Genomic DNA, 24,068 nt, shown 5'->3' with positions numbered 1-24,068 from the left:
CATCAAATCTTTTCTGCGCCACTGGCCGGAGCGGCCTGGGCGGTCGTTGCCGCCCCTTCCTTTTTCAGCGAACCGCCCTGCGAGAGCACCCACTGGTCGAACTGTTCGGGCGGCAGCGCCTCGATCGCGATCGGCATGAAGCCGTGGCGCGCGCCGCACAGTTCGGAGCATTGGCCGTAATAGACGCCCGGCTTATCGATGGTGAAGCTCTTCTCGTTCAGGCGGCCGGGCACGGCGTCCATCTTCACCCAGAGCGAGGGCACGGCGAAGCTGTGGATGACGTCGGCGGCGGTGATGATGAGCTTGACCGGGCGACCGGCGGGCAGGATCAGACGATTGTCGGGCGCGAGCAGATAGGGCTCGCCATTGGCCTTCGCCTTGTCTTCGGGCAGCAGGTTGGAGACGAATTCGGGGATGCCGGCGTCGGGATATTCATAACCCCAATACCATTGATAGCCGGTGACTTTGACGGTCAGCGCATCCTTGGGCGCGGGCTTATACTGGTCGGCAAGCAGGCCGATCGAGGGCACCGCGATCGCCAGCAGGATCAGCACCGGAACGACGGTCCACAACACCTCGATCAGCGTGTTGTGCGAGGTCTTGGACGGCACCGGATTGGCGGCGCGGCGATAGCGCCACATGACCCAGAGCATCAGCGCCAGCACGAAGATGGAGATGATGGTGATGATCGGCAGCAGCATCACGTCATGCAGCCAGCGCGCAGTCCTGCCGGTGTCGGTGAACTGTTGCTGGAGGGTGATTTCCCCGGGGCGGGGCATACCGATGCCTTCGGTCGGCTTCATCCGGGGCGGGGCCGCGACCTTGGCGGCGGGTGCGGCCTCCGCGGCCGGCGCGCTGGCGTTGGCCCCCGATTCGGCGGGAGCGGCGGCATTGTCCGCGGCCGGTGCGGCGACGGCGGCATTCGCTTGCGCAAGAGCAGGACCGTTCATCGCCATGGCGGGCGCAAAGGCCAATAACCCGGCGAGAACGAGTGACTTCACCTTTTTCATAGCCTCTTCATACCCCTAACCCCTTGGCGCCGCTGCAACGAAGCCGCACTTTTCATGCGTGGACTTCGCCCGTCCGTTTCTGCCGCGGCTTATAGGCAGGCTTTCCGCCAGCCTCAAGCACAGATGGAGCAGATTTTCTTCGCTGTTGCAACGCACTCCCCACCCGCCTATCTCGCAGGTCCGCGCACAGGGGCGCGGAAGGGACGCTTTGATGCGCCCCTTTTGATATAAGGCGGCGGGCCGGAACGCGAACAGACGCCGGGGCCGCGCGACAGGATTAGTGAACGGCATGACTGACGAGGAAGTATTGGCGGAATTCCGGGCGGCGGGGGCGCTGCTCGAAGGGCATTTCATCCTGTCGTCGGGCCGCCGCAGCGCCAATTATCTCCAGTGCGCGCGCGTATTGATGAACGCCGAGCGGGCCGGCAGGCTGGCGCGCGCCACGGTGCAGCAACTGCCCCGCGAACTGCGGCAGGAGATCGACCTCGTCGTGTCGCCGGCCATGGGTGGGCTCATCATCGGCCATGAGGTCGGCCGCGCGCTGGACAAGGACGCCGTGTTCCTTGAGCGTCCCGAAGGCAGGTTCGAGCTGCGCCGCGGCTTCGCGATCACGCCGGGCCAGAAGGTGCTGATGGTCGAAGATGTCGTCACCACGGGCCTCTCCTCGCGCCAGGCGATCGAGGCGGTCGAGGCCGAAGGCGGCATCGTCGTCGCCGAAGTCGCGCTGGTCGACCGTTCGGCCGGCGAAGTGGACCTGGGCGTCCCCTTCTACCCGCTCGTTTCCATCAACTTCCCGGTCTATGAAGCCGACGCGATCCCGCCCGAACTGGCGGCGATCCCGGCGATCAAGCCCGGCAGCCGGAACCAGTAAGGCGATGAGCGCCCCCCTTCGCCTTGGCGTCAATATCGACCATGTGGCGACCATCCGCAACGCGCGCGGGGGCGCGCATCCCGATCCGGTCAAGGCAGCGCTGCTGGCGGTGAAGGCGGGTGCGGACGGCATCACCGCGCATCTGCGCGAGGATCGCCGCCATATCCGCGACGAGGATATCGCCATGCTGATGGCGGCGCTGGACGTGCCGCTGAACCTGGAGATGGCTGCGACCCAGGAGATGCTGGACATCGCGCTGCGCCACAAGCCGCACGCCGCCTGCATCGTCCCCGAAAAGCGCGAGGAGCGCACGACCGAGGGCGGACTCGACGCCGCCGGACAGATCGGGGCGCTGACGCCCGTTGTTTCCGCGCTGAACGATGCGGGCATCCGCGTCAGCCTGTTCATCGAGGCGGACGCGGCGCAGATCGAGGCGGCGATCACGCTCGGCGCGCCCGTCGTGGAATTTCATACCGGCGCCTATGCGCATCTGACCGGGGAAGCGCGCGCGGTCGAGCTGCGGCGGATCGCCGACGCGGCGGCGCTCGCGGCCAAGAACGGCATCGAACCCCATGCCGGTCACGGCCTGACCTTCGACAATGTCGCGCCGATCGCCGCCATCCCGCAGGTCGCCGAACTCAATATCGGCCATTTCCTGATTGGCGAGGCGATCTTCGGCGGGCTGGAAAGCAGCATCCGCGAAATGCGGCGGCAGATGGATCTGGCGCGGTGAAGGTGATGCAGCCGTGATCATCGGCCTTGGCTCCGACCTCTGCAATATCGAGCGGATTCAGACTTCGCTCGACCGCTTCGGCGCACGGTTCGAGCGCCGCGTCTTCACCGATGTCGAGCAGGCCAAGGCCAATCGCCGCCCCTTCACCAAAGCGGGAACGCTGGCCAAGCGCTTCGCCGCCAAGGAGGCCTTTTCCAAGGCGGTCGGCACCGGCTTCAAGGCCGGGGTGTTCATGAAGGATATCGGCGTGGTCAACGCGCCATCGGGGGCGCCAACGCTCAAGCTGACCGGCGGCGCGCTGGCCCGGCTGGAATCGATGGTTCCCGCCGGTCACAAGCCGGTCATTCATCTGACGCTCACCGACGATCATCCATGGGCGCAGGCCTTCGTCATCATCGAGGCCCTGCCCCTGTGACGCCCCATTCCGACGACCCCGACGCCACCGATACCAACGAAAGCCAGCCCGTGACGGCCATCGACCTTCCCGAGAATCCCGCCCCCGAAACGCAGGAAAGCGAGGAGAAGGCCTCGTCGGTCAACTGGTGGCATGAAGTGAAGAGCATCGCGCTCCTCATCCTGGCCGTGCTGGCCTTCCACAGCTTCGTGGCCAAGCCCTTCTACATCCCGTCCGAATCGATGATGCCGGTGCTGCTGACCGGCGACCGGCTGGTGGTCAGCAAATTCCCCTACGGCTGGTCCTATGTCTCGCCCAGCTTCCATCCTCTGCCCTTCCTGAAGGGACGCATCCTGGGCCGCCTGCCCGAGCGCGGCGACATCGTCATCGTGTCGCCCCAGAACCGGCGCGAGGATTATATCAAGCGCGTCATCGGCCTGCCCGGCGACATTATCGAGGTGCGCGGCGGCCAGGTGATTTTGAACGGCGTCGCGGTGCCGCAGAAGGTGCTGAAGCCGATCCGCCTGCCGGTCGACGGCAATGCGCCTTGCTCGCCGCTGCAATTCCCCGGCGCGCGCGTCACCGGCAAGGATGGTCGCGACTATTGCGAGTTGCCGGTGCGGCAGGAAATCCTGCCCAACGGCAAGACCTACGTCACCATCGACATGGGACCGAGCGCGCTCGACTGGTACGGGCCGGTGCGGGTGCCCAGGGACCATGTCTTCCTGATGGGCGACAATCGCGACAACAGCGCCGACAGTCGTGCGCCGCTGGAGGAAAACGGCCTGGGCGGGCCGGTGCCGTGGGAGGCGATCGGCGGCCGGGCGGAATTCATCACCTTCAGCCTCGACGGCGATTCGAGCTGGAACCCGATGACCTGGGTCCATGCCTTCCGCAGCGGGCGCGCGGGGAACAGCCTGCGTCCCGAAAGCGTTGCACCGCCGAAATAGAATTTGGCTCACAAGGGGGTTCGGGTTTGAACGACAAGCATGTCCATGTCGAGGAACCCGGCCCCAGCGAAGTCCGCAGCCCCCTTGTCCAGCAGGAATTGAAACGCGCGGGCGTGTGGTTCGCGCTCGCCATCGCCGTCGCGCTGGTCGTGCTGCTGGCGCAGCCGCTGATGCTGGTGATGGGCGCACTGGTGCTGGCGACGATGATGGACGGCGGCACGCGGCTGCTGGGGCGCGTGCTGCCCATCGGGCGCGGCTGGCGGCTGGCGATCGTGCTGCTGGGGGCGGTCGCCTTCCTCGCCTATACTTTCTACCTCACCGGATCGAGCCTCGCCGCGCAGGCGCAGGCGATGCGCGGCATCGTCGAGGCCCAGGTGGCGCGGATCGGCGGCTGGATGGAGCAGCTGGGCATCACCACGACGCCCGACGACCTGAAAAGCCTGGCGCAACAGGCGATGAGCAGCATGGGCCGCGTGACGGCGGCGGTCGGCACGGCGGTCGGCGCGATCACCAGCGGGGTGATGATGCTGGTGCTCGCCATCTTCATCGCGGTCGAACCCAAGCTCTACGAACGCGGCGTCGCCTGGATGCTGCCGATGGAGAAGCGCGCCCATTTCTACACCATCGCCGACAAGATGGGCTGGACGCTGCGGCGGCTGATGTTCGGGCGGATCATCGGCATGACGGTGGAGGGCGTGGGCACCTGGCTGTTGCTCTGGGCGGGCGGCGTGCCGATGGCGGGATTGCTGGGCATCCTCACCGGCCTCTTCGCCTTCCTGCCCAATATCGGGTCGATCATATCCGGCGTTCTCATCATCCTGGTCGGCTTTTCGGGCGGGATGAACACGGGTCTCTATGCCTTCGGCGTCTATCTGGCGGTGCAGATCGTCGACGGCTATCTGATCGTGCCGATGGTGGCCAAGCGCGCCACCGACCTGGCCCCGGCGCTGGTGCTGGCGGCGCAGATATTGTTCGGCGCGCTGTTCGGGATCATGGGGCTGTTCCTGGCCGATCCGATCGTGGCGATGATCAAGGTCTATCTGGAGGAACGGTCCAAGGCCATGGCGGCGAAGCGCGAAGCGCGACAATAGCACAGGTGCGATAAGGGAACGTCCTGCCTGTTCCGTGCTTTTTCTCCATGATAGTCTGAATGATCATAGGAGAGGATACACGCGATGACCGTCGGCCTGGACAAGCAGAAAAAGCTGCATTTCGATCTCACCAATGTCGGTATGCGCGCGCAGGCGACCGCCGTGGGCCTGTTGCAACTCTGCCTGGAGTTGAAGAACGCCGGCATATTGGACGAGGCAGCGATCGACCGGATCAAGGGCGCCATCGCCTGCGATATCGAGGTGTCGGCGCCCCGTTCCGTCGCGACGGCCGCCTATCGGCAGGATATCAAGGGGCGGCTGGACCAGCTCTTTTCGGGCGAGATGAGGATAGGCAGTGCGGACGCGCTCGCCTTCGGCAAGACCGCGGACAGCGCCTGCAGCGATCAGCCCTGAGTCGTCAAAAGATCTGAGTCGTCAAAAGATCTGAGCCGCCAAAAGAAAAGGGGCCGACTGGCGGCCCCTTCCTCGACTCATCCGGCTGTTCGGGTCAATGACCCGACGGCGGCGTCGCGCCTGGCTGCGGCATACCGCCCTGCTGCATCATCTGCTGCTGCAACTGCATCAGTTCCGCCTTCGACTTGAAGTCGTGCAGCGACACGTCGAACACCAGCACCGAACCGCCGGGGATCGGGCCGTTGTCGGCGTCGCCATAGCCAAGCTGCGGCGGGATCCACAGGCGATATTTGCCGCCCTTCTTCATCTTCTGCAGGCCTTCGGAAAAGCCGGGCACGACGCCGTCGATCGGCATCGGCGCCTGCGGATTTTCGTCGAAGACCGTGCCGTCGAGCAAAGTGCCCTTGTAGCCGACCAGCGCGACGTCCGCGACGGTCGGGCTGGCGCCCGCGCCTTCTTCCAGCACCTTATACTGGAGGCCCGATTCGGTCGTCACCACGCCGGCTTCATGCGCATTCTGCGACAGGAAGGCCGCCGGCGATGCCGCAACACCCTGCTGCCCCGCCCAGGCAAGGCCGCCCGCGGCGAGCGCGACCGCGGCAATGCCGATCCAGAGCCGCGTCAGCGACCCCTTGGCGATAGGACGAAGGGGAACGGCCGTCGTGGACATGGGCGTGGGCTCGCTAATTCAGGGCAGGAAAGTCGTCGGCAAACGGGGCGGCCGGATGCCGCCGCCGTCAGAACAGCGTCTTAACGGACGCCGTCGCGCTCGGCGCGCTTGCGCTCCATCTTGCGCGCGCGGCGGACCGCAGCGGCCTTTTCACGGGCGCGCTTTTCCGACGGCTTCTCATAGTGACGACGCAGCTTCATTTCGCGATACACGCCTTCACGCTGCAGCTTCTTCTTGAGCGCGCGGAGGGCCTGGTCGACATTATTGTCGCGAACGATGATCTGCATAAGTCCGTCAATCTCCAATCAAAAACGGGCGGTTCGCCGGGACATGAAATCCTTCCCGACGGCCCGACCGAATAGCAAAGCCAGTGAGTCGTCGCAGGTCACCCTGCGCCATGTGGGCGGCGCCCTACCAGTCGAGCCACGCAAATTCAACCCTAAAGGCCCCAATCTCGACATTTGCGACGAGCGGGCGGATAGTGGCGCGACAAAAGACACAGGAGGATCGCCATGGCAACAGCCGCGCACAAGCCCAGCATGTCACCGGAAGAATGGGAGGCGCGCCAGCAGCTCGCCGCCTGCTATCGCATCTTCGATCATCTGGGATGGTCGGAACTCATCTACAACCACATCACGCTGCGGGTGCCGGGGGAGGACAACGCCTTCCTCATCAACCCCTTCGGCCTTGGCTATCAGGAAGTGACAGCGTCCAACCTGGTCAAGATCGATATTGACGGTCAGGTGCTGGACGGCAGTGCCTATCCGGTCAACCGCGCCGGTTTCACCCAGCATAGCGTGTTCCACCGGCATCTGCCCGACGCCCATTGCATCATTCATACCCATACGACAGCGGGCATGGCGGTGAGCGCGACCAGGGAAGGGCTACGGCCGATCAGCTTCTACGCCGCCGCCTTCATCGGACAGATCGCCTATCATGATTTCGAGGGCGTCACGATTCGGCCCGAGGAGGGCGAGCGGCTGATCGCGCATCTGGGCGACAAGCGGGTCATGATGCTGCGCAACCATGGCACGCTGGTGATGGCGCCGGCTTTGCCTGAAGCCTTCCAGAAACATTGGGCGTTGCAACGCGCCTGCGAAATCCAGGTGGCGGCGGGCGCAGCGGGAACACCGATCGACATCCCGCCCGAGGTGATTGCGTTGCACCAGCGCGACCTGGCGGGGATGCAATTGCCGGTCGGGCCGGGCGTGCCCGATTTCCAGGCGATGGTGCGGGCGATCGACCGGATCGATCCGAGCTGGCAGCGGTAGGAGCGACATCCGTTCGTTTCGAGCGAAGTCGAGAAACGGGAGGGATGCGCTAGCCGCTTCTCGGCCATGCTCGAAGCGAACGGATCATGGTTTTCCGAACCCGCCCCCACCCGGCGTTTCGATGACGAAGGCGTCGCCCGCCCGCAAATCCGCCGCGGCGGTGCTGCCCAGCGGTTCGACCGTGCCGTCGGCGCGCTCCACCCAGTTGCGGCCCGGCGCGCCCGGTGCGCCGCCGTGGAGGCCGAAGGGCGGGACGATGCGACGATTGGCGAGGATACCGGCGGTCATATCTTCCAGGAAGCGGATGCGGCGTAGCCCGCCATGGCCGCCGCAATGCCGCCCCGCACCCCCCGAATCGGGCTGGATCGAAAATTCCTCCAGCAGCACGGGGAATCGGGTTTCGAGGATTTCGGGGTCGGTGAGGCGGCTGTTGGTCATGTGGGTCTGGACCACGTCCGCCCCGTCGAAATCGGGACCGGCGCCCGATCCGCCGGCGATCGTCTCATAATATTGATGGCGGTCGTTGCCGAAGGTGAAATTGTTCATCGTTCCCTGCGCGCCCGCCATGACGCCGAGCGCGCCGAACAGCGCATCGGTCACGACCTGGCTGGTTTCGACATTGCCCGCGACCACGGCGGCGGGGTGGCGCGGGCGCAGCATCGATCCTTCGGGCACGAGGATGGTGATGGGCTTCAAACAGCCGTCGTTCATCGGCACCGCTTCGTCGATCAGGGTGCGCACGACATAGAGGACGGCGGCGCGGACGACCGAGAGGGGGGCGTTGAAATTGCCGGGCAACTGGGCGGAGGAGCCGGTAAAGTCGATCGTGGCGGAGCGCGTCACCGCATCGATCGCGACTACGACCTGGACAATCGCACCATTGTCCATCGGATAGGAGAAACAGCCATCGGACAGGCGGCCGATCAGGCGGCGGACGGCGGCTTCGGCCTGGTCCTGGACATGGGCCATATAGGCGGAGACGGTGTCGACGCCATAATCATTGCTTATCCGTAATAATTCGGCGGCGCCCCGGGCGCAGGCCGCGATCTGGGCAGAGAGGTCGGCGATATTCTGGTCGATGTTGCGCGCGGGATAAGGGCCGGAGGCGAGCAATGCGCGAATCGCGCCCTCGCGGAAATCGCCGCGGTCGACCGCCAGCAGATTGTCGAGGATGACGCCTTCCTCCTCCACCGACCGACTGCCCGGCGGCATGGAGCCGGGGGTGATGCCGCCGATATCGGCATGATGGCCGCGCGCGGCGACATAGAAGGACGGCATCTCGCGCCCGTCGACGAAGACCGGCATGACCACCGTGACGTCGGGCAGATGGGTGCCGCCGTCATAGGGGGCATTGAGCGCATAGACGTCACCCGGCTGCATACCGCGCCCGTCTACAGCCAAGCCGTCCGGCCCCGCGCCCCGTCGGCGCATGATGGCGCGGATGCTTTCGCCCATGCTGCCCAGATGCACCGGCATATGCGGCGCGTTGGCGACCAGATTGCCCTCCCAATCGAACAGGGCGCAGGAGAAATCGAGCCGTTCCCGGATGTTGACCGAGGAGGCGCTGTGCTGGAGCGCGGCGCCCATTTCCTCGGCGATCGCCATGAACAGGCCGCCCATCACCTCCAGCCGCACCGGATCGACCACGCCGGCCTCGCCGGTTGCGGGCGCGGGACGCGGCAGGTGGCGGGTGAGGATCAGATTGCCGATCGCGTCGATCCGCGCGCGCCAGCCCGGCTCGACGGCGGTGGTGGAGACGGGATCGATGATCAGCGCGGGACCGTCTATTTCGCTGTCGGCGGACAGGCCCGCGCGATCGTGCACGGGCGCGGGCGCGCCGGCATAATCGACCTGCGCCATGGGGGGCGCGGCCTGCGCGGCGATCGCGACGATGCCGTCCATCGCCTCCTGCGTCGCGGCGATCGCCTCGACCCGCGCCATGTCGATCAGGATACGACCCTGCCCCTCGAAACCGAATCGCGCGCGATGCTGGGTGAGGAAGTCGGCGCGCATCGCTTGCTGGTCGGCGAGCGCCACGTCGAACAGGCTGTCGGTGCGGTCATAGCGCAGGCGCAGCAGCGTATCGGTCCGGTTGGCCTGCGGCAGGTCGGCGCGGGCGTCGGCGGTTAGCGCGTCGACGGCGGCGTGAAGCTCGGCCATTGCCTCCGGGCCGAGCGGCAGGGAAAGCGTACGCTCCCGCACCGAGCGGCGATCGGCGAGGCCCATGCCATAGGCGGAGAGGACGCCGCCCAGCGGGTGGATCATCACCCGGTCCATGCCCAGCGCATCGGCGACCAGGCAGGCATGTTGCCCCCCTGCCCCGCCGAAGCTGGCCAGCGTGTAGCGGCCGACATCATGGCCGCGCGCGACCGAAATGCGCTTGATCGCATTGGCCATGTTGGCGACGGCGACGGCAATGAAGCCCTGCGCGGCCTCCCGCGGCGTCATGCTGCGGCCGGTTTCCGCCTGCACCTGCGCGCAGAGGGCGGCGAAGCGCTGCGCGACGGCGTCGCGGTCGAGCGGCTGGTCGCCGTTGGGGCCGAACAGGCTGGGGAAGAAATCCGGCTGGATCTTGCCCAGCATGACATTGCAGTCGGTGATGGTGAGCGGGCCGCCGCGCCGGTAGCAGGCCGGTCCCGGCACCGCGCCCGCCGATTCGGGACCGACGCGGAAGCGGCCGTCGACGAAGGCGCAGATGGAGCCACCGCCCGCCGCGATGGTGTGGATGCGCATCATCGGCGCGCGCAGGCGGACGCCCGCCACCCGCGCTTCATTGTCGCGCTCATAGGCGCCGGCATAATGCGACACGTCGGTCGAGGTGCCCCCCATGTCGAAGCCGATGACTTCCCGGAAACCCGCCTGCTGCGCGGTGCGGGCGAGGCCGACGATGCCGCCGGCCGGGCCGGACAGGACGGCGTCCTTGCCCCGGAACAGGTCGCCCGGCGTCAGGCCGCCGTTGGACTGCATGAACAGCATGTCGCTGTCTTCGCCCAACGCGGCGCGCAGGCCGTCGACATAGGCGCGCAGCACGGGGGAGAGATAGGCGTCGGCCAGCGTCGTGTCGCCGCGCCCGACCAGCTTGATGAGCGGGGCGACGTCATGGCTGGCGCTGATCTGGGTGAAGCCGATCTCGGCCGCGATCCCGACCAGACGCCGCTCATGCGCAGGATAGCGATAGCCGTGCATCAGCAGGATCGCGACCGCGCGCAAGCCCTTGTCATAGGCGGTTTGCAGCGCGGCGCGGGCGGCGGCTTCGTCCATTGGGGTGCGGACGCTGCCATCGGCCATCAGCCGCTCGTCGATTTCGACCACATCGGCATGAAGCGGGTCGGGCAGGATGATCTGCCGGGCGAACAGGTCGGGCCGCTCCTGCGTGCCGATGCGCAGCGCGTCGCGGAAACCGCGCGTAACCGCGAGCAGCACCGGCTCGCCCTTGCGTTCCAGCAGCGCGTTGGTGGCGATGGTGGTGCCGATGCGCAGCGAGCAGGCCGGGATCGGGCCATCGCCCACGCCGGTCAGGCGACGGACCGCCTCGACGGCGGCGTCGGCATAGCGTTCCGGGTCGCTGGAAAGGAGTTTGGCGGTGTGCAGCCGGCCATCGGGGTCGCGCGCCACCACGTCCGTGAAGGTGCCGCCGCGATCGATCCAGAAATGCCAGGTCATGTGGGACCTGATGGCGGGGCGACGGTGGATTGGCAACCCGCTCCGGCCAGCGAGCGGCGGCGGGAATGCGGAACGGCAGCAGTCCAAATACCGTTCCGCACCCCAACTCCCGCCACGGGAGATGACCGTTCAGGATGGAGCGGGTCTTATGAACCCGCACCGGCCCTTAACTTTTAGAATTTCGCGACGACGCCCGCCATCGGGCGGATCGAGCGGAAATTGCCCAACGTGTCCGCCTGGACGCGCAGGCGGATATTGCTGCGCTCGGCCGATCCCCCCATGTCCGCCGGCGACAATTCGACGCCCGCGCCATAGGTGGTGCCGTGGAAATCGGGGCTGTCGGGACCGAGCGCGTCGAAATTGACCCATTTATAGCCGACCTTGCCAAAGATCAGACTATCCTTGCCCGCCTTGATCCCGGCGCGGCCCGCCACGCCATATTCCCAATCGATGTCGCCCGACACGCCCTTGGACGCGGTGCCTTCGACACCCAGCACGATCGGACCGGCGACATTATAGTTCACGCCGGCGACGCCCTCCACCATGCGGCCCTTATAGCCTGCGGGCGGGATGCCTTCCTTGCCGGTTTCGCTGTCGAAATTATGCACGCCGCCCATGACGCCCACATAGGGTTCGATGCGACGGGTGGAGCCGGCCTCGTCCTGCGCCATGGCGGCGGCGGGAATCAGCGACGCGGCAGCGGCTGCCGTGAAAAGCAGTGTCTTCATGGGTGTGACCCTTTTTGTCTGTGGAAATTTTGCGGCGGTGTGGACCCGCCGGGTCGCATGGTCGGCGCTGCAAGCGTCCGGGCGACAGGGAAGAAATGACCGAGCGCCCCCGAAGGTTTCCTGAACGGATCGGAAAAATCGCGCGAAAGCCGTTTATGTGACGGAAAGAACACGGTTTCTGTCAGCCCGATGAACGGGAACCGACTTTTCTGAATGGGGAATAAATGCTTGCGCGCCGCCCCTTTAACCATTCACAACCAATTCAAACTGAGGACGTTATCCCGTCATCAGAAGGACTGTTGAAGGAGACAGGCGATGACTGGAACCGTGCGAAGGTTTCTTGCCGCCATGGGCCTTGCCGGTGCGCTGGCCCTGGCGGGCTGCGCCTATGACGACGGCTATGGCTATGGCGGGGTGAGCGTGGGCAGCGGCTATTATGGCGGCGGCTATTATGACCCCTATTACAGCTCGGGCTATTATCCCGGCGGCTATGGCTGGTATGACGGCTTTTATTATCCGGGCAACGGCTATTATGTCTATGACCGGGGCGGCAGGCGTCATCGGTGGAACGATGGCCAGCGGCGCTATTGGGAGGGCCGTCGCGCCGAGCGGCGGGACGATCGCTGGCGCGGGACTCGTCCAGATGACGGCCGCTGGCGCGGGACCCGTCCAGATGACGGCCGCTGGCGCGGCCAGGGTCGGGACGGCAACTGGCGGGATCGCGATCGCAACCGGCCGGGCACGGGCAACTGGGCCCCGCCGCGCCGGGACGAGAATGGCAACTGGACCCGGCCGACCGCGCCGCGCGGAGGCGATCGTGGCCCCGGACGCTGGCGCGGCAATGACGGCGCGCGCCCGACGCCGTCAGCCGGATCGCAACCCAATTTCCGCCCACCGCAGGAAGGACGTCCACAGATGAGCCAGCCGCGCCCGCAGCGCGAATGGGGCGCCCGCCCCTCCCCCGGCATCCGCGCCGATCGCCCCATGCGGTCGGGCGGCGGTCGCGGCCCGGCGGCACGGGTGCGCCCGGACTGATGCGGGGAGCGATCAAAGCCTCCGCCCTGCTCCCACTCCTGCTCGTCGCCGCCTGCGACGGGCGGGAGGAGAGCGCGATCGATAATCTGGCCAATGGCGCCAATGCGACGCAGGTCGAAAATAATGTCCGCGCCGAAGCGATGGCGCTGATGGAGCCGCTGAACCCGCCCGCCCCCGGCACGCCCGGCGGCTTGCCGGTCGATCCCGCGCCGGTCGCAGAAGGATCGATCGAGCCGGACAGCGCTCAGGGCGCCGCCCAGGTGGTGCAGGGCTATTATGGACTGCTGGAGGAAAAGCGGTTCGAGGACGCCCAGGACCTGTGGAATCCGCAAGGCGCGATCGGCGCGCAGGACGATGCGCATTTCGAGGCGCGCTTCCGCGGCTTCAGCGAGATCCACGCCAATATCGGCACGCCGACCGAACCGGAAGGCGCAGCGGGTTCGGTCTATGTGACGGTGCCGGTGCAGGTCTATGGCCGGATCGCGGCCAACGGCAAGCCCTTCTACACGCTGCGGCAGGTCATCTTGCGTCGGGTCAATGACGTCCCCGGATCGACCGAGGAAGCGCGCCGCTGGCATATCGAATCGATCGGCGCCTATGTGCCGCCACCCGAAACGGACAATGCGGACAATGGCGTGGAACCGGCCAGGACCATTTCCATGACCGACGGCATGGCGCGCAGGCCCTGACGCAAACCGCCCGGCCTTTTCAGGGGCCGGGCGTCTTATTTTTGCCGTCAGATCAGGCGACGGCCGCTTTGACGATCTTGCCGGGCGTGCGCGGCGGCTCGCCCTTGGGCAGCGCGTCGACATGCTCCATGCCCGACGTCACTTCGCCCCACACCGTATATTGGCCGTCAAGGAAGGTCGCGTCGTCGAAGCAGATGAAGAACTGGCTGTTCGCACTGTTCGGGTTCGTCGCGCGCGCCATCGAGCAGACGCCGCGGACATGCGGCTCGCGGCTGAATTCCGCCTTGATGTCGGGCAGCTTCGATCCGCCCATGCCGGTGCCGGTCGGATCGCCGCCCTGCGCCATGAATCCGGGGATGACGCGGTGGAAGACCACGCCGTCATAGAAGCCTTCCTTGGCCAGCGTCGTGATGCGTTCGACATGACCGGGCGCAAGGTCCGGGCGCAGCTTGATGACGACATCGCCGCCGCTGTCGAGGGTGAGGGTAAGGGTTTCGTCGGCCATGGTCGATCCTCTCTTGCCGGGGAAGGAATAAGAGCTGCCCATATAAAGGCTATTGAAGACGATGGAAGCGCTCTCTCCCCATTGCATTTAGCGTGAGCATCGGCGAAAGCGGCGGAATGTTACAGGAACCGGACAGTAGGGGGCGCCATGAGCAAGCGCGGCGATTCCGCCGAACCCCCCTTCGAATCCTATTCGCACGAGGACGAATTTGAAGACGTCCTGACCGAGGCGGCCGAGGCCAGCCACGACGAGGATGACCGGCTGAAACCCGAATATCTGACCGCCGTGCTCGACGCGGTGGAGGATGGCGACGACGAAAAGGCGCGCGACCTCGTTTCGCCGCTGCACCCCGCCGACATCGCCGACCTGCTGGAACTGACCCCGTCGGACCAGCGCGCGGACGTCGCCGCCGCGCTGGGCGACCTGGTCGGCGCGGAAGTGCTGTCCGAGCTGAACGATTATGTCCGCGACGACCTGATCGGCGCGCTCGCGCCCGAGCAGGTGGCCGAGTTCGCGTCGGAACTGGACACCGACGACGCGGTCGCGATCATCGAGGATATGGAGGAGGCCGACCAGCAGGCCGTCCTCGAGGCGATGGAGCCGGAAGATCGCGCCGCGATCGAATCCGCCCTCTCCTACCCCGAAGAATCCGCCGGCCGCCTGATGCAGCGCGACCTGGTCGCGGTGCCCGAACATATGACGGTCGGGCAGGTGATCGACTATCTGCGCGACAATCAGGATCTGACCCGCGACTTCTGGGAAATCTTCGTCGTCGATGCCGGGCACAGGCCGATCGGCACCTGCCAGCTGAGCTGGGTGCTGACCTGCCCGCGCGGCATCGCCATGGCCGACCTGATGAAGCGTGAGCAGACGCTGATTCCGGTCGACATGGACCAGGAGGAAGTCGCGCTGCGCTTCCAGAAATATGCGCTGATCTCCGCCGCGGTCATCGATGCATCGGGCCGGCTGGTCGGCATGATCACGGTCGACGACATCGTCCACATCATTTCCGAGGAAGCGGGCGAGGATATATTGCGCCTGTCGGGCGCGGGCGAAGGCGACATCAACGAACCGGTGATGGACAGCTATCGCGCGCGCGTGCGCTGGCTGCTCACCAATTTGCTGACGGCGCTGGTCGCCTCCACCATCATCGGCATTTTCGAAGGCACGATCGAGAAGATGGTCGCGCTCGCCACCTTGATGCCGATCGTCGCGGGCGTGGGCGGCAATGCCGGCAGCCAGACCATGGCGGTCACGGTGCGCGCGCTCGCCACCAACCAGATCACCGGGTCGAACGCCCGCCGCACCATCATCCGCGAGCTTCGCGTGGCGCTGCTCAACGGATCGACGGTGGCGGTGGTGCTGGGGATCGGCGTGGGGCTGGTATTCCAGAATATGGCGCTGGGCGGGGTGATTGCCGCCGCGATGATCACCAATATCGTGACGGCGGGCCTCGCGGGGGCGGCCGTGCCGCTGGCGTTCGACCGGATGAACCTGGACCCGGCGGTCGCTTCCTCCATCTTCGTCACCATGATCACCGATTCGATGGGTTTCTTCGCTTTCCTCGGCCTTGCGACGGCGGCGGGATTGACCGGCTGACGCGAACGCCCATCTAGGGCCTTCCATGCCGCTGAACCTCACTAAGATCGCCTTCCAGAGCGAAGGCCCCGCTTCCCTGCGCGCCTGGCTCGAAAGCCATGACGGCGAAGCGCGCCTCACCACCCGTTACCTGCCCAAGCGGGTGGAGGAGATGAGCGGCGGGTCGCTCTACTGGATCCACGCCCATGCGCTGGTCGGACGCAGCCCGCTGCTCGGTTTTCAGGAGACGGGACAGGGACGCTACTGGATCAGGCTGGCGCCGATGCTGATCCCCGTGCGCGCCATGCCCAAGCGCGCGCATCAGGGCTGGCGCTATCTGGAGGAGAAGGATGCACCGCCGGACCTGAACGGCGGCGATGCCGGTGATCTGGACGCGATGCCGCCCAAACTGCTGGGCGAACTCACGCGGCTGGGGCTGGTGTAGGTTTAACGGATTAACGCCACATCCGTTCGTTTCGAGCGTGTCGAGAAACGAGACAGAGCCAAGTTCCGCAAAGCTGAACGCACGCATTGCGCTATTGGCTTCTCGACTTCGCTCGAAGCGAACGGATTGCGGGTGTGTTTCGGTTATACCGAACACGTATCACCATCCCGAAGGAATGGTTCAAACCCGCAAATATCGAAAAAGGGGAGAAATGGTGCTGCCGGCGAGGATTGAACTCGCGACCTCAGCCTTACCAAAAACTCGCAGGCACTTTTCGATCATTCGCCAGCCTTGTAGATTGTACCATAAGTGACGGAACTAAAGAGATTTTCTTGTCTTTTTAGCGCGAGCCTACTACTCTCCTTTTAGCCACTTTTTCGGTTCGCGTGCTTCCGTAGCGCTTCCGCGAAAGCAGCGTAAAAGCGTGGAGTAGCAACATGGTACGGCTCACCAAGCGCGTCGTCGAGGCCGCGTCCGCTTCCGTGAAGGACGTTTTCCTGTGGGACGACGAGATTTCAGGCTTCGGCGTTCGCGTTTTCACGTCAGGGAAGCGTAGCTACCTGATCCAATACCGAGTCGGCGAACGGACCCGCCGCAAGACGATCGGATCGCACGGCGTCTGGACCGTCGAAACCGCACGGACGGAAGCGAAGATCCTGCTCGGCAAGGTTGCCAATGGGGAAGACCCTGTCGATGACGAATTGCGCGCGTCGCTGACGGTTGCCGGAATCTGCGATCGGTATCTGACCGAAGGTCTCGCGACCGCGAAGGAAGGCTCGGTCAAGCAGGCCAAAGCTAACATCGAGAATCATATAAAGCCGCTGCTCGGGAAGACGTTGGTTACGCGACTGACGCGTTCCGAGATCCAAGCCATGATGCGCGATATCGCCGCAGGCAAGACGGCGAAGGTCGAGAAGCTCGGCCCGCGTTCGGTATCGCGAGTGCGCGGAGGCAAAGGCACTGCCAATCGCGCCGTCAACACGCTGTCCGCCGCGCTGACGCTTGCAGTCGATGATGGCCTGCGCCCCGACAATCCGGCGATGAAGGTGAAGAAATATCCGGGCAAGAAGCTGGAACGCTTCTTGTCTCCGGAGGAACTGGTCCGACTCGGAGGGGTGCTGACGGCCGCTGAGGCGATCGGCGTCGAGAATCCCTATGCGATTGCCGCCGTGCGTCTGCTGATCCTGACGGGATGCCGCAAGAACGAGATCCTCAAGCTCAAGCGGGAGTGGATCGATACCTATCACCGATGCCTGCGCCTCCCCGACAGCAAGACTGGCGCCAAGGTCGTGCATCTCGGCGAACCCGCCCTCAGGCTCATCGCATCTCTCGCACCGGTCGAGGGAAACCCTCACCTGTTGCCTGGACGTGGCGAGGGCACGCATGTCACCAATCTCGACAAAGTCTGGCGCCGGCTCAGCAGGAGTGCGGAGCTGGCGAATGTTCGCATTCACGATCTGCGTCACAGCTTCGCGTCGATGGGTGCCAACAACGGCGACAGCTTGCCGGTGATCGGGGCTTTGCTTGGGCATCGCTCCACCAAGACGACCCAGCGCTACGCGCACCTCGCCGACCACCCCGTCCGCTCCGCCGCCGATCGCATCGCGACCCGGATCGCCGATTATCTCGACGTCTCGCCGGATGCGGATACGGCCGAGGCGGCAGGGGTGGCCGTCCTCAGCGTCGCTCCGGTTGCCGATGAGCCGGAAGCTCGACCCGATCCCGTTCTCGGCAAGGCGATCCGCACCAAATGGCTCGACACGCGCGCGGCCGCCGCGTTCCTAGGAAAAACCGTCGGAACGCTGCAAACCTACCGGTGGATGGGGACCGGGCCGGAGTTTACCAAAATAGGTCGACGCGTGGTCTATTCTCAGGACTCACTCGCAGCGTGGAGGGATGTCGACATCGATCCCGCTGCTCGCTCGGAGTTGAAGCTGGTAGCTTAGTCAGATCGCGACAGGCACCTGTGGCTTGAGGGCGACGCGGTTGAGCACTTGATTATAAATCTCGACCTCACCTGGCATTTCGAGAGTTACGACGATCGCGAAACTGGCGGGGGCGTCGCCGTCATCGGCTTCACGCTGAACGTCAAGATCGAAGAAGCCGTCGGCGGCCATTGCTGCAGCCTTGTCGCCGTCCCAGCGTCGATGCACGACCGTGCCCTTGTGGGCTTGGTTGGGATCGGGCTGGACGCCACTTGCTTTAATCCCTGCGGTGCCGAGTTGGCTCGGCTCGACGATCTTCATGCGTACCGCCCGATAGGCGACTGCCCCAGGGCGCGGCGGCGAGAACCATGCGAGCGTTGCCGCCAAACCGTGCGGCTGCGCCTTGGCGGTCATCGCCGCCGGCCAAGGGATTCGGAAGCGCTTGCCTTGATCGGCCGCGAGCGTCCCCACCGCCCATAACGTCGCGCGATCGTCGGCGCAGTTGATGATTAGCTCCGGATCGAAGGCACCATAGCCGATATAGCGGCGGACATTGTCCTTCTGGCGGACATGAAATTTGCCCTCAGGTGGCCCCAGCACCTCGACGAGCAGATCGCGGGCATCTCCCCAACGCGCGCCATGGACGAGAAGGGCTTTCAAAAGACATGCCCGCTGTGCGCTAGGCAGCGTCCCGAAGTCTGGATATGCCGCTTCGAGCGCTTCATGCGCGCGCGCCGCTACCCCCGTCGCCAGCGCTGCGGCGACGCTGGTGCCGATCGAGCGCGCGACGATGTCGAGGCCAAGCGAGGTTGGCGACGGGGGTGCGGCGACTGCGATCCCGCCAAAGGTTGCGGCGTTGGTGGTCAGCGGGACCAGGTGATGATGGTCGCCTTGCGGCGACAAGCGGACATGATGGCGACCGCCGGGAGCCAGGATCTCAGGCTTGGTCGCGCCATTGTGACCCGGTCCGAGGCCGCTCGATACCGAGCAGAGCCCGGTATTGGCCCAAACATCGAAATTGTAGGCAGGCAAAGGGTTCGGAAAGACAAATTGGTCCGCATGCAGCGCGCCGACGGTGATCGCGTTCATCGCCTCGGCGGGCGCAAGTACCCGGCGGGACGCCATTTGCTTGGCGCTAGCGCGCAGCGCGACGCGAACCTGCTCAGCTGGATCGAGCGCCTCGAATGCGCCTGCGGTCATGTCCTGCGTTTCGAGCGGCGCGTGATGGTTGCCGGCGCTGATCACGAACAGGATGCCGTATGTAGCGGCAAGATGGTCGACGACGCGCGCCCAGCCTGAAAGCCGGCCCGCGAAGGGCTTGTTGGGATCGCCCAGGGAAGCATTGATGATCAGAACATGCTGTGCAGTTGGCGCGTCGCCGGTACGCATTGCGAGGATAGCGCGTTCGAACATGTCGGCTGGCAGTAGGTCTGGGAAGCGCTCAGGCTGGTCGGCTTCCGCTGGCGCGTAGAGCATGTTGACGAAGTGGACGCGGCGCTCAAGCGGCCGGTCCCAGGTCGCATTGATGTCACCATGGACGACCGCGCTCGCCATCGCCGTGCCATGCTTACGCATGCCGACCGCCTGGCCTTCCAAATCGAACGGGTCGTCAATGCTGAGCGTGCCGGCGAGACGCGGGTGCTGGGAGAGCGGGACCGCATCAAAGATCGCAGCGATCGGATCGCCATCGAGTGGCGGGGCCGCGCCAGCTGGCAGACCATTGATCTCTTCGGACGGCACGAGCTGAAAGATGCTTTGGGGTCGAATTTGGAGCACGGCCTCGACACCCGCGAGGCCAGCCGGGTTGCGGGCCACCACGTCGGCGAGCGCCGGCCCTGGCAGGTCGGCGAGCAAGGCGTGATAACCGGCGCCGGCGATCCGCGACTGCGATACGACAGCACCGCCAACGGCGAGGATCGCGGCGCGCGCTTCGGCCTCGGTGGCATCGCCGTTGCGGCGAAACACCAGCTCAACTTCGACCCGGTTGAGGGCTGCGTTGCGTTCATATTCCTCGGCGAGGATCGCGCGATCGGCGGCGGTGACGCGGTCCTGCGGCCCCCAAGGGCGAATATCACGCAGCTGGGCGAGCAGCGCCTTCCATGCGCTGAAATTGGGAGGCACCGTCCCGTTTTGCTGCCATCCACGCCACAGGGTAACGATGTTGCGAAGCGCCGCTTCACTTGGGACCATGAGGTAGACGACCGGGTCTTTGTCGACCTCATCCCCTTCGAGGTCTTCGGCGCCAAGAAATTCGAGGCCGGGCACGAGGCGAACCGCCGCGGAGAACTGCATCACCCCGCCGGTCAGCTCGAAAACAAGCAAGCGCTCCGGCGCTAACGCTTCCGGATCCGCCCGAAGCTGAAGCGCTGGGGTATTGGCGTCGAGGAGGCCAGCGAGGCCGGCAAGCTTCTGGCCGGCGGGTGTTCCGGCCTGCTCAGCCGGAGTGAGCTTACGCGGATTCGGCAGTCCCCGTCTTGTTCGCCTTGGGACGGCTGCGGGGGCGCCTAGGCGCAGCAGCGGCTGATTCGGTGGGATGGCCATCGCTCTCCGGCTTTATGCGCGTTTTCCAGAGGCGTAGTTCCTGCGCGAGGATACCTTTCAGCGTCTCTCCCCCCTGGGACAAGATGTGCCGCCGCCGGATATTTTGGCAAAATTCGAAGATGTCGGCAAAGCTCGATGGCCCCATCTGCGTCGCAACCTGCGTCGCAGACAGCCCAGCCGGCTCGGGCCATGCATCGAAAAAGCGGTCAATAAGGACCGCCGCCGCGTCGCGCGAGGGGAGCGGCATGTCGACACGGAGCTGGAAGCGGCGCCAAACCGCGCGATCAAGCAATTCGGCATGATTAGTGGCGGCAACGACGACGACATAGCTCGGGAGCTGGTCGAGCTGCATCAACAGGAACGATACGACCCGCTTGATCTCGCCGGTCTCGTGAATGTCGCCGCGCTCTTTGCCGACCGCATCAAACTCGTCGAAGAACAGCACGCAGGGCGTCGCCCGGACATAGTCAAACAGCCGAGCGAGCCGCGCATTGGTTTCGCCAAGATAGGCACCGACCAAAGCGTCATAGCGAACGGTGAGGAGCGGCACCGCGATCGATTCGGCAATCGCCTCGGCGAGCGAGGTCTTACCATTGCCCGGCGGCCCAGAAAGCAGGACGCGATGGCGCGGCTGCATCCCCTGCGCGCGCAGCAGATCGGCGCGGTGATGCTCTTCGACGAGTTGGCGAGTCAGGTGCTCGGCAGGCAGCGTCAGGATCAAGCTGCTGAGTCCGACGCGCGGTTCAGATTCAATGACGAAATCACGGCCCGGCAGGCCGGTACGGCGCAACTCGCTTGACGCGGTGACGGGCACCGAAGCGAGCGCCCGATGGAGCTTGTCGGCAAGGACATGGTGACTTTTGGCGCGTTCTTCGGCGACCAGCGCCTCGACGGTCGTGGTCAATGTCGAACGATCGCCAGACGCCCCTGCCTTCACCAACGAAACAAGGAGATCACTTCTGGCCATCTAATCCTACGCACACCCCTTCGCCCTTAGGCGAATCGTAACACGCCCCTCGCCCGGTGTGAATCCCGATACCCCCAAAAAAGCCATCGGGTCGAACATTCGTTGCTGCCCCGCCCTTCAACACACCCGCTTGCCCTCGATACCGACCATGATACGAATCCGTATGCAGCCGTCAGCCTGGACCCTCTTGAGCATCACGACCTTGTGCATCTCGCTGGTTGCCCTGACGGCATCGCTGATCAGCCTTTGGTTCACTTGGCGTAACCATCTGCGGGCGGAGGCCCAGGAAAACCGCCGCAAGCCCGCACTTAGCGTCGACCTCCTGAACTCCCAGATTATGAAGTCGCCACGCGGCAAGCTTTACTGCTTCCAGGTACGCGTTCGGAACCCCACGGACACCGACAATGCGATCTCGCTGATCGAGTTTCGTGTCGTCTTCAGCATGGCCGATGGCATGGAGCTGGTCGCGAAGATCGACCAGGTTGCACCGGGAGCCTTTCCGACCGAACTCGGAGAGCCGCTCGCCGTTCCGGTCAAGGTCGGCGCGCACAACATCGTGACCGGCTGGTGCGCTTTTGAACTCCTCACCGACCTGGTCGGCGAAAAGGCGGTCGAGCGCTACGAGGTCGAGTTCCACGACACTCACGCCTTGGTCTCGAGCATCGCACCCCGTATCATCCAGCGACCGGCCAGCGAGCCCAGCTAATGTTGATCTCCAGACAAAAGACGGTGCGGGTCAGCCCCCTACGAATCGTCGGCGATGGCGCCATCGGCATGCATGGGGTCGGGGAAGGCAGGATGATCCCGGTGGTCATCCTCGACACCAGCAACCGACCCGACATCGTCGAATATATGCGGATCCATCAATATTCGGGTCCGGGCGACGTGCTGGTGACGTGGGGAAAGCTGCTCACCCGCAACGATACCGTCACCCTGATGCTGAAGTTTCAACGCCCAATCGAATTCGGCTTCACCATCGCATTCGAGCTGCATAAGGCGCATTCGATTCTCGTCGAAGGCGTCCTCCGCTCAGGCGGACTTTACCTCCAGGCCGGAGCTGACGGCGACCGCATCCGCAACACGCTCGACCAGCCCAGGGTCATCATGGAAGTTCCTGACACCGGCTTCGGGCCACGTTGGGAAAAGATCTGTCTCGCCTATTTCGCCAAGAAGCTTCGGGCCGAGGGGGCCGACAAGCGGTTTGCGAAGCGTGTGGCTGCGGAGCAATATGCGATGCTCAAGGAAATGGCTGCGGCGAGACCATTCCCCAGTTGACGATCTTAATCGTCGAGCGTGACTAGGACGAGGTCGATCAGGCCATGGCCACGATCGCTCACCGGATGGGCGAGGTGGATGCTGTAGCCGTCGCCATCGTTCGCATGGAGTGAGCGCACGACCGATTGGAATGCATCGAGATCAGCGTCGGAACCGCCGGCGGGGCGAAACGAGGCCGAACCATCCTTTCGCTCGACGCGGAAGTTGGTGCCGTCGGCGATCAGATTGTCGATATAGCTCAAGCTCACTCTCCAGGGATACGGACGTTAGAGCGACTATCCCGTCCGGAAATGTTCGCCGATCCCCATATTTGGTTCTTACGCCCTCGGTCGACAATCGTCGGGAGGGGAAGCCTTCCCCTGACGGCCGGCCAGAGTCCGTCCGTACCCCTTCTGCGAGGGCTCCGCCCCCGCAACGCCCCGATCAGAACGCGGGATCAAACGAGCGCACACTGCCGCCTTCTGGCGAAGCCGGTCAGGGTTCGCGCGTCATATAGGGCCGCGTTGCACACTTGCTCTGCCCGAAGGGCACGGCGACGGCTGGCCCCCAGGCCCGCGCGCACGCCGCCGCGCCGGCCGGGTGCCGCAAGGGTGCGTCGTTCNCACGGCGACGGCTGGCCCCCAGGCCCGCGCGCACGCCGCCGCGCCGGCCGGGTGCCGCAAGGGTGCGTCGTTCGTGGGCGCCGCGGGCGCGGCGCGAATGCTTGGGGCGCTGCCCCTGGCGCCCTTCGGATCGTCTTCCGCCCAGCTTCCTCCGCCTGCGGCTCCGTGCAGCCGGTTCCCCGCGAAGCCGCCCCTCCGGTTGCACCCCCGGTCTCGCCGACGGGCAGGGTTTCAGCGCGGCGCTCCCGCTGCGCGGAAACCCATGGAGTAAGCAACATGACCGACACCGTGCAGACCGAAGCCGTCACCGGCGTGGAAATCTTCGTCGCCCTGAACAGACTCAAGAAGTCGCCCAAGAATGCCCGCAAGGTGCCACATGGCGAGGCCGCCATCGAGGCGCTGGCCGCCTCCATCCATCACAAGGGGCTGATCCAGAACCTCGTCGTGGAACCCGAGATGAAGGACGGCGCGCCGACCGGCTACTATCTCGTCACCGCTGGCGAGGGCCGCAGGCAAGCGATGCTGCTGCGGGCCAAGCGCCGGCAGATCAAGAAAAGTCACCCTGTGCGCTGCTGGCTCGATACCGAGAACGACCCGGCCGAGATCAGCCTCGACGAGAATATCACCCGCACCGCCATGTTAGGTCATGTTTCCAGAGTGTCCTTCGATAGGAAAGATTACAGAGCAGTGTGCTTGTTCCAGGCCGCCCGC

General features: G+C 65.2%; 24 protein-coding genes. 15 read left to right on the top strand and 9 right to left on the bottom strand.

All coding sequences use genetic code 11. The features are described 5' to 3' along the window. Positions 1 to 2 precede the first annotated feature (2 nt). The gene (gene coxB / locus AC58EF_RS04890) at positions 3 to 1,010 is read right to left on the bottom strand and encodes a cytochrome c oxidase subunit II (RefSeq protein WP_497275036.1); all 1,008 of its coding nucleotides are present in this window, start codon (positions 1,008 to 1,010) and stop codon (positions 3 to 5) included. Between the two features lie 289 nt (positions 1,011 to 1,299). Between coxB and pyrE the strand changes: the two genes are divergently transcribed. The 6 genes from pyrE to AC58EF_RS04860 all read left to right on the top strand — a co-directional run bounded on the left by pyrE (position 1,300) and on the right by AC58EF_RS04860 (position 5,463). Next, positions 1,300 to 1,881: an orotate phosphoribosyltransferase gene (pyrE, locus tag AC58EF_RS04885; protein WP_497275034.1), complete on the top strand. Its 582-nt coding sequence runs from the start codon at positions 1,300 to 1,302 to the stop codon at positions 1,879 to 1,881. A gap of 4 nt (positions 1,882 to 1,885) precedes the next feature. Beyond that, complete coding sequence (locus AC58EF_RS04880; RefSeq protein WP_497275032.1) at positions 1,886 to 2,614, top strand: pyridoxine 5'-phosphate synthase; 729 nt, start codon at positions 1,886 to 1,888, stop codon at positions 2,612 to 2,614. A 13-nt stretch (positions 2,615 to 2,627) separates the two neighbouring features. Next, entirely contained in the window at positions 2,628 to 3,029 is a 402-nt protein-coding gene (gene acpS / locus AC58EF_RS04875) for a holo-ACP synthase (protein ID WP_497275030.1), read from the top strand. A gap of 50 nt (positions 3,030 to 3,079) precedes the next feature. Next, positions 3,080 to 3,958, top strand: a complete 879-nt coding sequence (gene lepB / locus AC58EF_RS04870) for a signal peptidase I (RefSeq protein WP_497275420.1) — start codon at positions 3,080 to 3,082, stop codon at positions 3,956 to 3,958. 26 nt (positions 3,959 to 3,984) lie between these two features. Then, positions 3,985 to 5,049 (top strand): AI-2E family transporter, encoded by a 1,065-nt coding sequence (locus AC58EF_RS04865; RefSeq protein WP_497275028.1) that lies wholly within the window; start codon positions 3,985 to 3,987, stop codon positions 5,047 to 5,049. Between the two features lie 84 nt (positions 5,050 to 5,133). After that, the gene (locus AC58EF_RS04860; protein ID WP_497275026.1) at positions 5,134 to 5,463 is read left to right on the top strand and encodes a hypothetical protein; all 330 of its coding nucleotides are present in this window, start codon (positions 5,134 to 5,136) and stop codon (positions 5,461 to 5,463) included. Positions 5,464 to 5,557: 94 nt separating this feature from the next. On the opposite strand, the gene AC58EF_RS04855 is transcribed toward AC58EF_RS04860, so the two are convergent. Together AC58EF_RS04855 and rpsU are read right to left on the bottom strand one after the other, a co-directional pair. Further along, a complete protein-coding gene (locus AC58EF_RS04855) occupies positions 5,558 to 6,133 on the bottom strand; it encodes an FKBP-type peptidyl-prolyl cis-trans isomerase (RefSeq protein ID WP_497275024.1) in 576 nt (191 codons plus the stop codon). A gap of 80 nt (positions 6,134 to 6,213) precedes the next feature. Beyond that, the gene (rpsU, locus tag AC58EF_RS04850) at positions 6,214 to 6,420 is read right to left on the bottom strand and encodes a 30S ribosomal protein S21 (protein WP_021226581.1); all 207 of its coding nucleotides are present in this window, start codon (positions 6,418 to 6,420) and stop codon (positions 6,214 to 6,216) included. Positions 6,421 to 6,645: 225 nt separating this feature from the next. Here rpsU and AC58EF_RS04845 point away from each other — a divergent pair, with 225 nt between their 5' ends. Further along, positions 6,646 to 7,404: a class II aldolase/adducin family protein gene (locus tag AC58EF_RS04845; RefSeq protein WP_497275022.1), complete on the top strand. Its 759-nt coding sequence runs from the start codon at positions 6,646 to 6,648 to the stop codon at positions 7,402 to 7,404. A gap of 84 nt (positions 7,405 to 7,488) precedes the next feature. On the opposite strand, the gene AC58EF_RS04840 is transcribed toward AC58EF_RS04845, so the two are convergent. Both AC58EF_RS04840 and AC58EF_RS04835 read right to left on the bottom strand, forming a co-directional pair. Continuing rightward, positions 7,489 to 11,067 (bottom strand): hydantoinase B/oxoprolinase family protein, encoded by a 3,579-nt coding sequence (locus tag AC58EF_RS04840; protein WP_497275020.1) that lies wholly within the window; start codon positions 11,065 to 11,067, stop codon positions 7,489 to 7,491. A gap of 173 nt (positions 11,068 to 11,240) precedes the next feature. Further along, positions 11,241 to 11,795, bottom strand: coding sequence for an outer membrane protein (locus tag AC58EF_RS04835; protein ID WP_497275018.1), 555 nt, complete (start codon positions 11,793 to 11,795; stop codon positions 11,241 to 11,243). 315 nt (positions 11,796 to 12,110) lie between these two features. Between AC58EF_RS04835 and AC58EF_RS04830 the strand changes: the two genes are divergently transcribed. Continuing rightward, entirely contained in the window at positions 12,111 to 12,830 is a 720-nt protein-coding gene (locus AC58EF_RS04830) for a peptidase (RefSeq protein ID WP_497275016.1), read from the top strand. Continuing rightward, complete coding sequence (locus AC58EF_RS04825) at positions 12,830 to 13,519, top strand: hypothetical protein (protein WP_497275014.1); 690 nt, start codon at positions 12,830 to 12,832, stop codon at positions 13,517 to 13,519. The genes AC58EF_RS04830 and AC58EF_RS04825 overlap by 1 nt, the downstream gene beginning before the upstream one ends. A gap of 52 nt (positions 13,520 to 13,571) precedes the next feature. Here AC58EF_RS04825 and AC58EF_RS04820 read toward each other — a convergent pair whose 3' ends face one another. Beyond that, positions 13,572 to 14,024, bottom strand: coding sequence for a peptidylprolyl isomerase (locus tag AC58EF_RS04820; protein WP_497275012.1), 453 nt, complete (start codon positions 14,022 to 14,024; stop codon positions 13,572 to 13,574). A 147-nt stretch (positions 14,025 to 14,171) separates the two neighbouring features. On the opposite strand from AC58EF_RS04820, the gene mgtE reads away from it, so the two are divergent. From mgtE to AC58EF_RS04805, 3 genes are all read left to right on the top strand, one after another. Beyond that, positions 14,172 to 15,623 (top strand): magnesium transporter, encoded by a 1,452-nt coding sequence (gene mgtE / locus AC58EF_RS04815; protein ID WP_497275010.1) that lies wholly within the window; start codon positions 14,172 to 14,174, stop codon positions 15,621 to 15,623. Positions 15,624 to 15,648: 25 nt separating this feature from the next. Then, on the top strand, positions 15,649 to 16,047 hold the full coding sequence (locus AC58EF_RS04810) for a DUF1489 family protein (RefSeq protein WP_497275008.1): 399 nt from the start codon (positions 15,649 to 15,651) through the stop codon (positions 16,045 to 16,047). A 437-nt stretch (positions 16,048 to 16,484) separates the two neighbouring features. Then, entirely contained in the window at positions 16,485 to 17,993 is a 1,509-nt protein-coding gene (locus AC58EF_RS04805; protein WP_497275006.1) for a tyrosine-type recombinase/integrase, read from the top strand. On the opposite strand, the gene AC58EF_RS04800 is transcribed toward AC58EF_RS04805, so the two are convergent. Further along, a complete protein-coding gene (locus tag AC58EF_RS04800) occupies positions 17,994 to 20,513 on the bottom strand; it encodes a S8 family serine peptidase (protein ID WP_497275004.1) in 2,520 nt (839 codons plus the stop codon). It abuts the gene before it with no gap. Next, positions 20,422 to 21,417: an AAA family ATPase gene (locus AC58EF_RS04795; RefSeq protein ID WP_497275002.1), complete on the bottom strand. Its 996-nt coding sequence runs from the start codon at positions 21,415 to 21,417 to the stop codon at positions 20,422 to 20,424. Before AC58EF_RS04795 ends, AC58EF_RS04800 begins: the two co-directional genes overlap by 92 nt. Positions 21,418 to 21,667: 250 nt before the next feature. Between AC58EF_RS04795 and AC58EF_RS04790 the strand changes: the two genes are divergently transcribed. Together AC58EF_RS04790 and AC58EF_RS04785 are read left to right on the top strand one after the other, a co-directional pair. After that, positions 21,668 to 22,186 carry a hypothetical protein gene (locus AC58EF_RS04790; protein WP_497275000.1) on the top strand — a complete coding sequence of 173 codons (519 nt, stop codon included), beginning with the start codon at positions 21,668 to 21,670 and terminating at the stop codon, positions 22,184 to 22,186. A 92-nt stretch (positions 22,187 to 22,278) separates the two neighbouring features. Next, positions 22,279 to 22,755, top strand: coding sequence for a hypothetical protein (locus AC58EF_RS04785; RefSeq protein ID WP_497274999.1), 477 nt, complete (start codon positions 22,279 to 22,281; stop codon positions 22,753 to 22,755). 5 nt (positions 22,756 to 22,760) lie between these two features. On the opposite strand, the gene AC58EF_RS04780 is transcribed toward AC58EF_RS04785, so the two are convergent. Further along, the gene (locus AC58EF_RS04780; RefSeq protein ID WP_497274997.1) at positions 22,761 to 22,997 is read right to left on the bottom strand and encodes a hypothetical protein; all 237 of its coding nucleotides are present in this window, start codon (positions 22,995 to 22,997) and stop codon (positions 22,761 to 22,763) included. Between the two features lie 636 nt (positions 22,998 to 23,633). Between AC58EF_RS04780 and AC58EF_RS04775 the strand changes: the two genes are divergently transcribed. Next, positions 23,634 to 24,068, top strand: a 435-nt coding sequence (locus AC58EF_RS04775) for a ParB/Srx family N-terminal domain-containing protein (RefSeq protein ID WP_497274995.1), incomplete at its 3' end; no start/stop codon positions are given.

Source organism: Sphingobium sp. WR1 (assembly GCF_059693745.1).
Note: the sequence above shows the minus strand (reverse complement) of the source record. Positions and strands in the feature narration are given on the sequence as shown.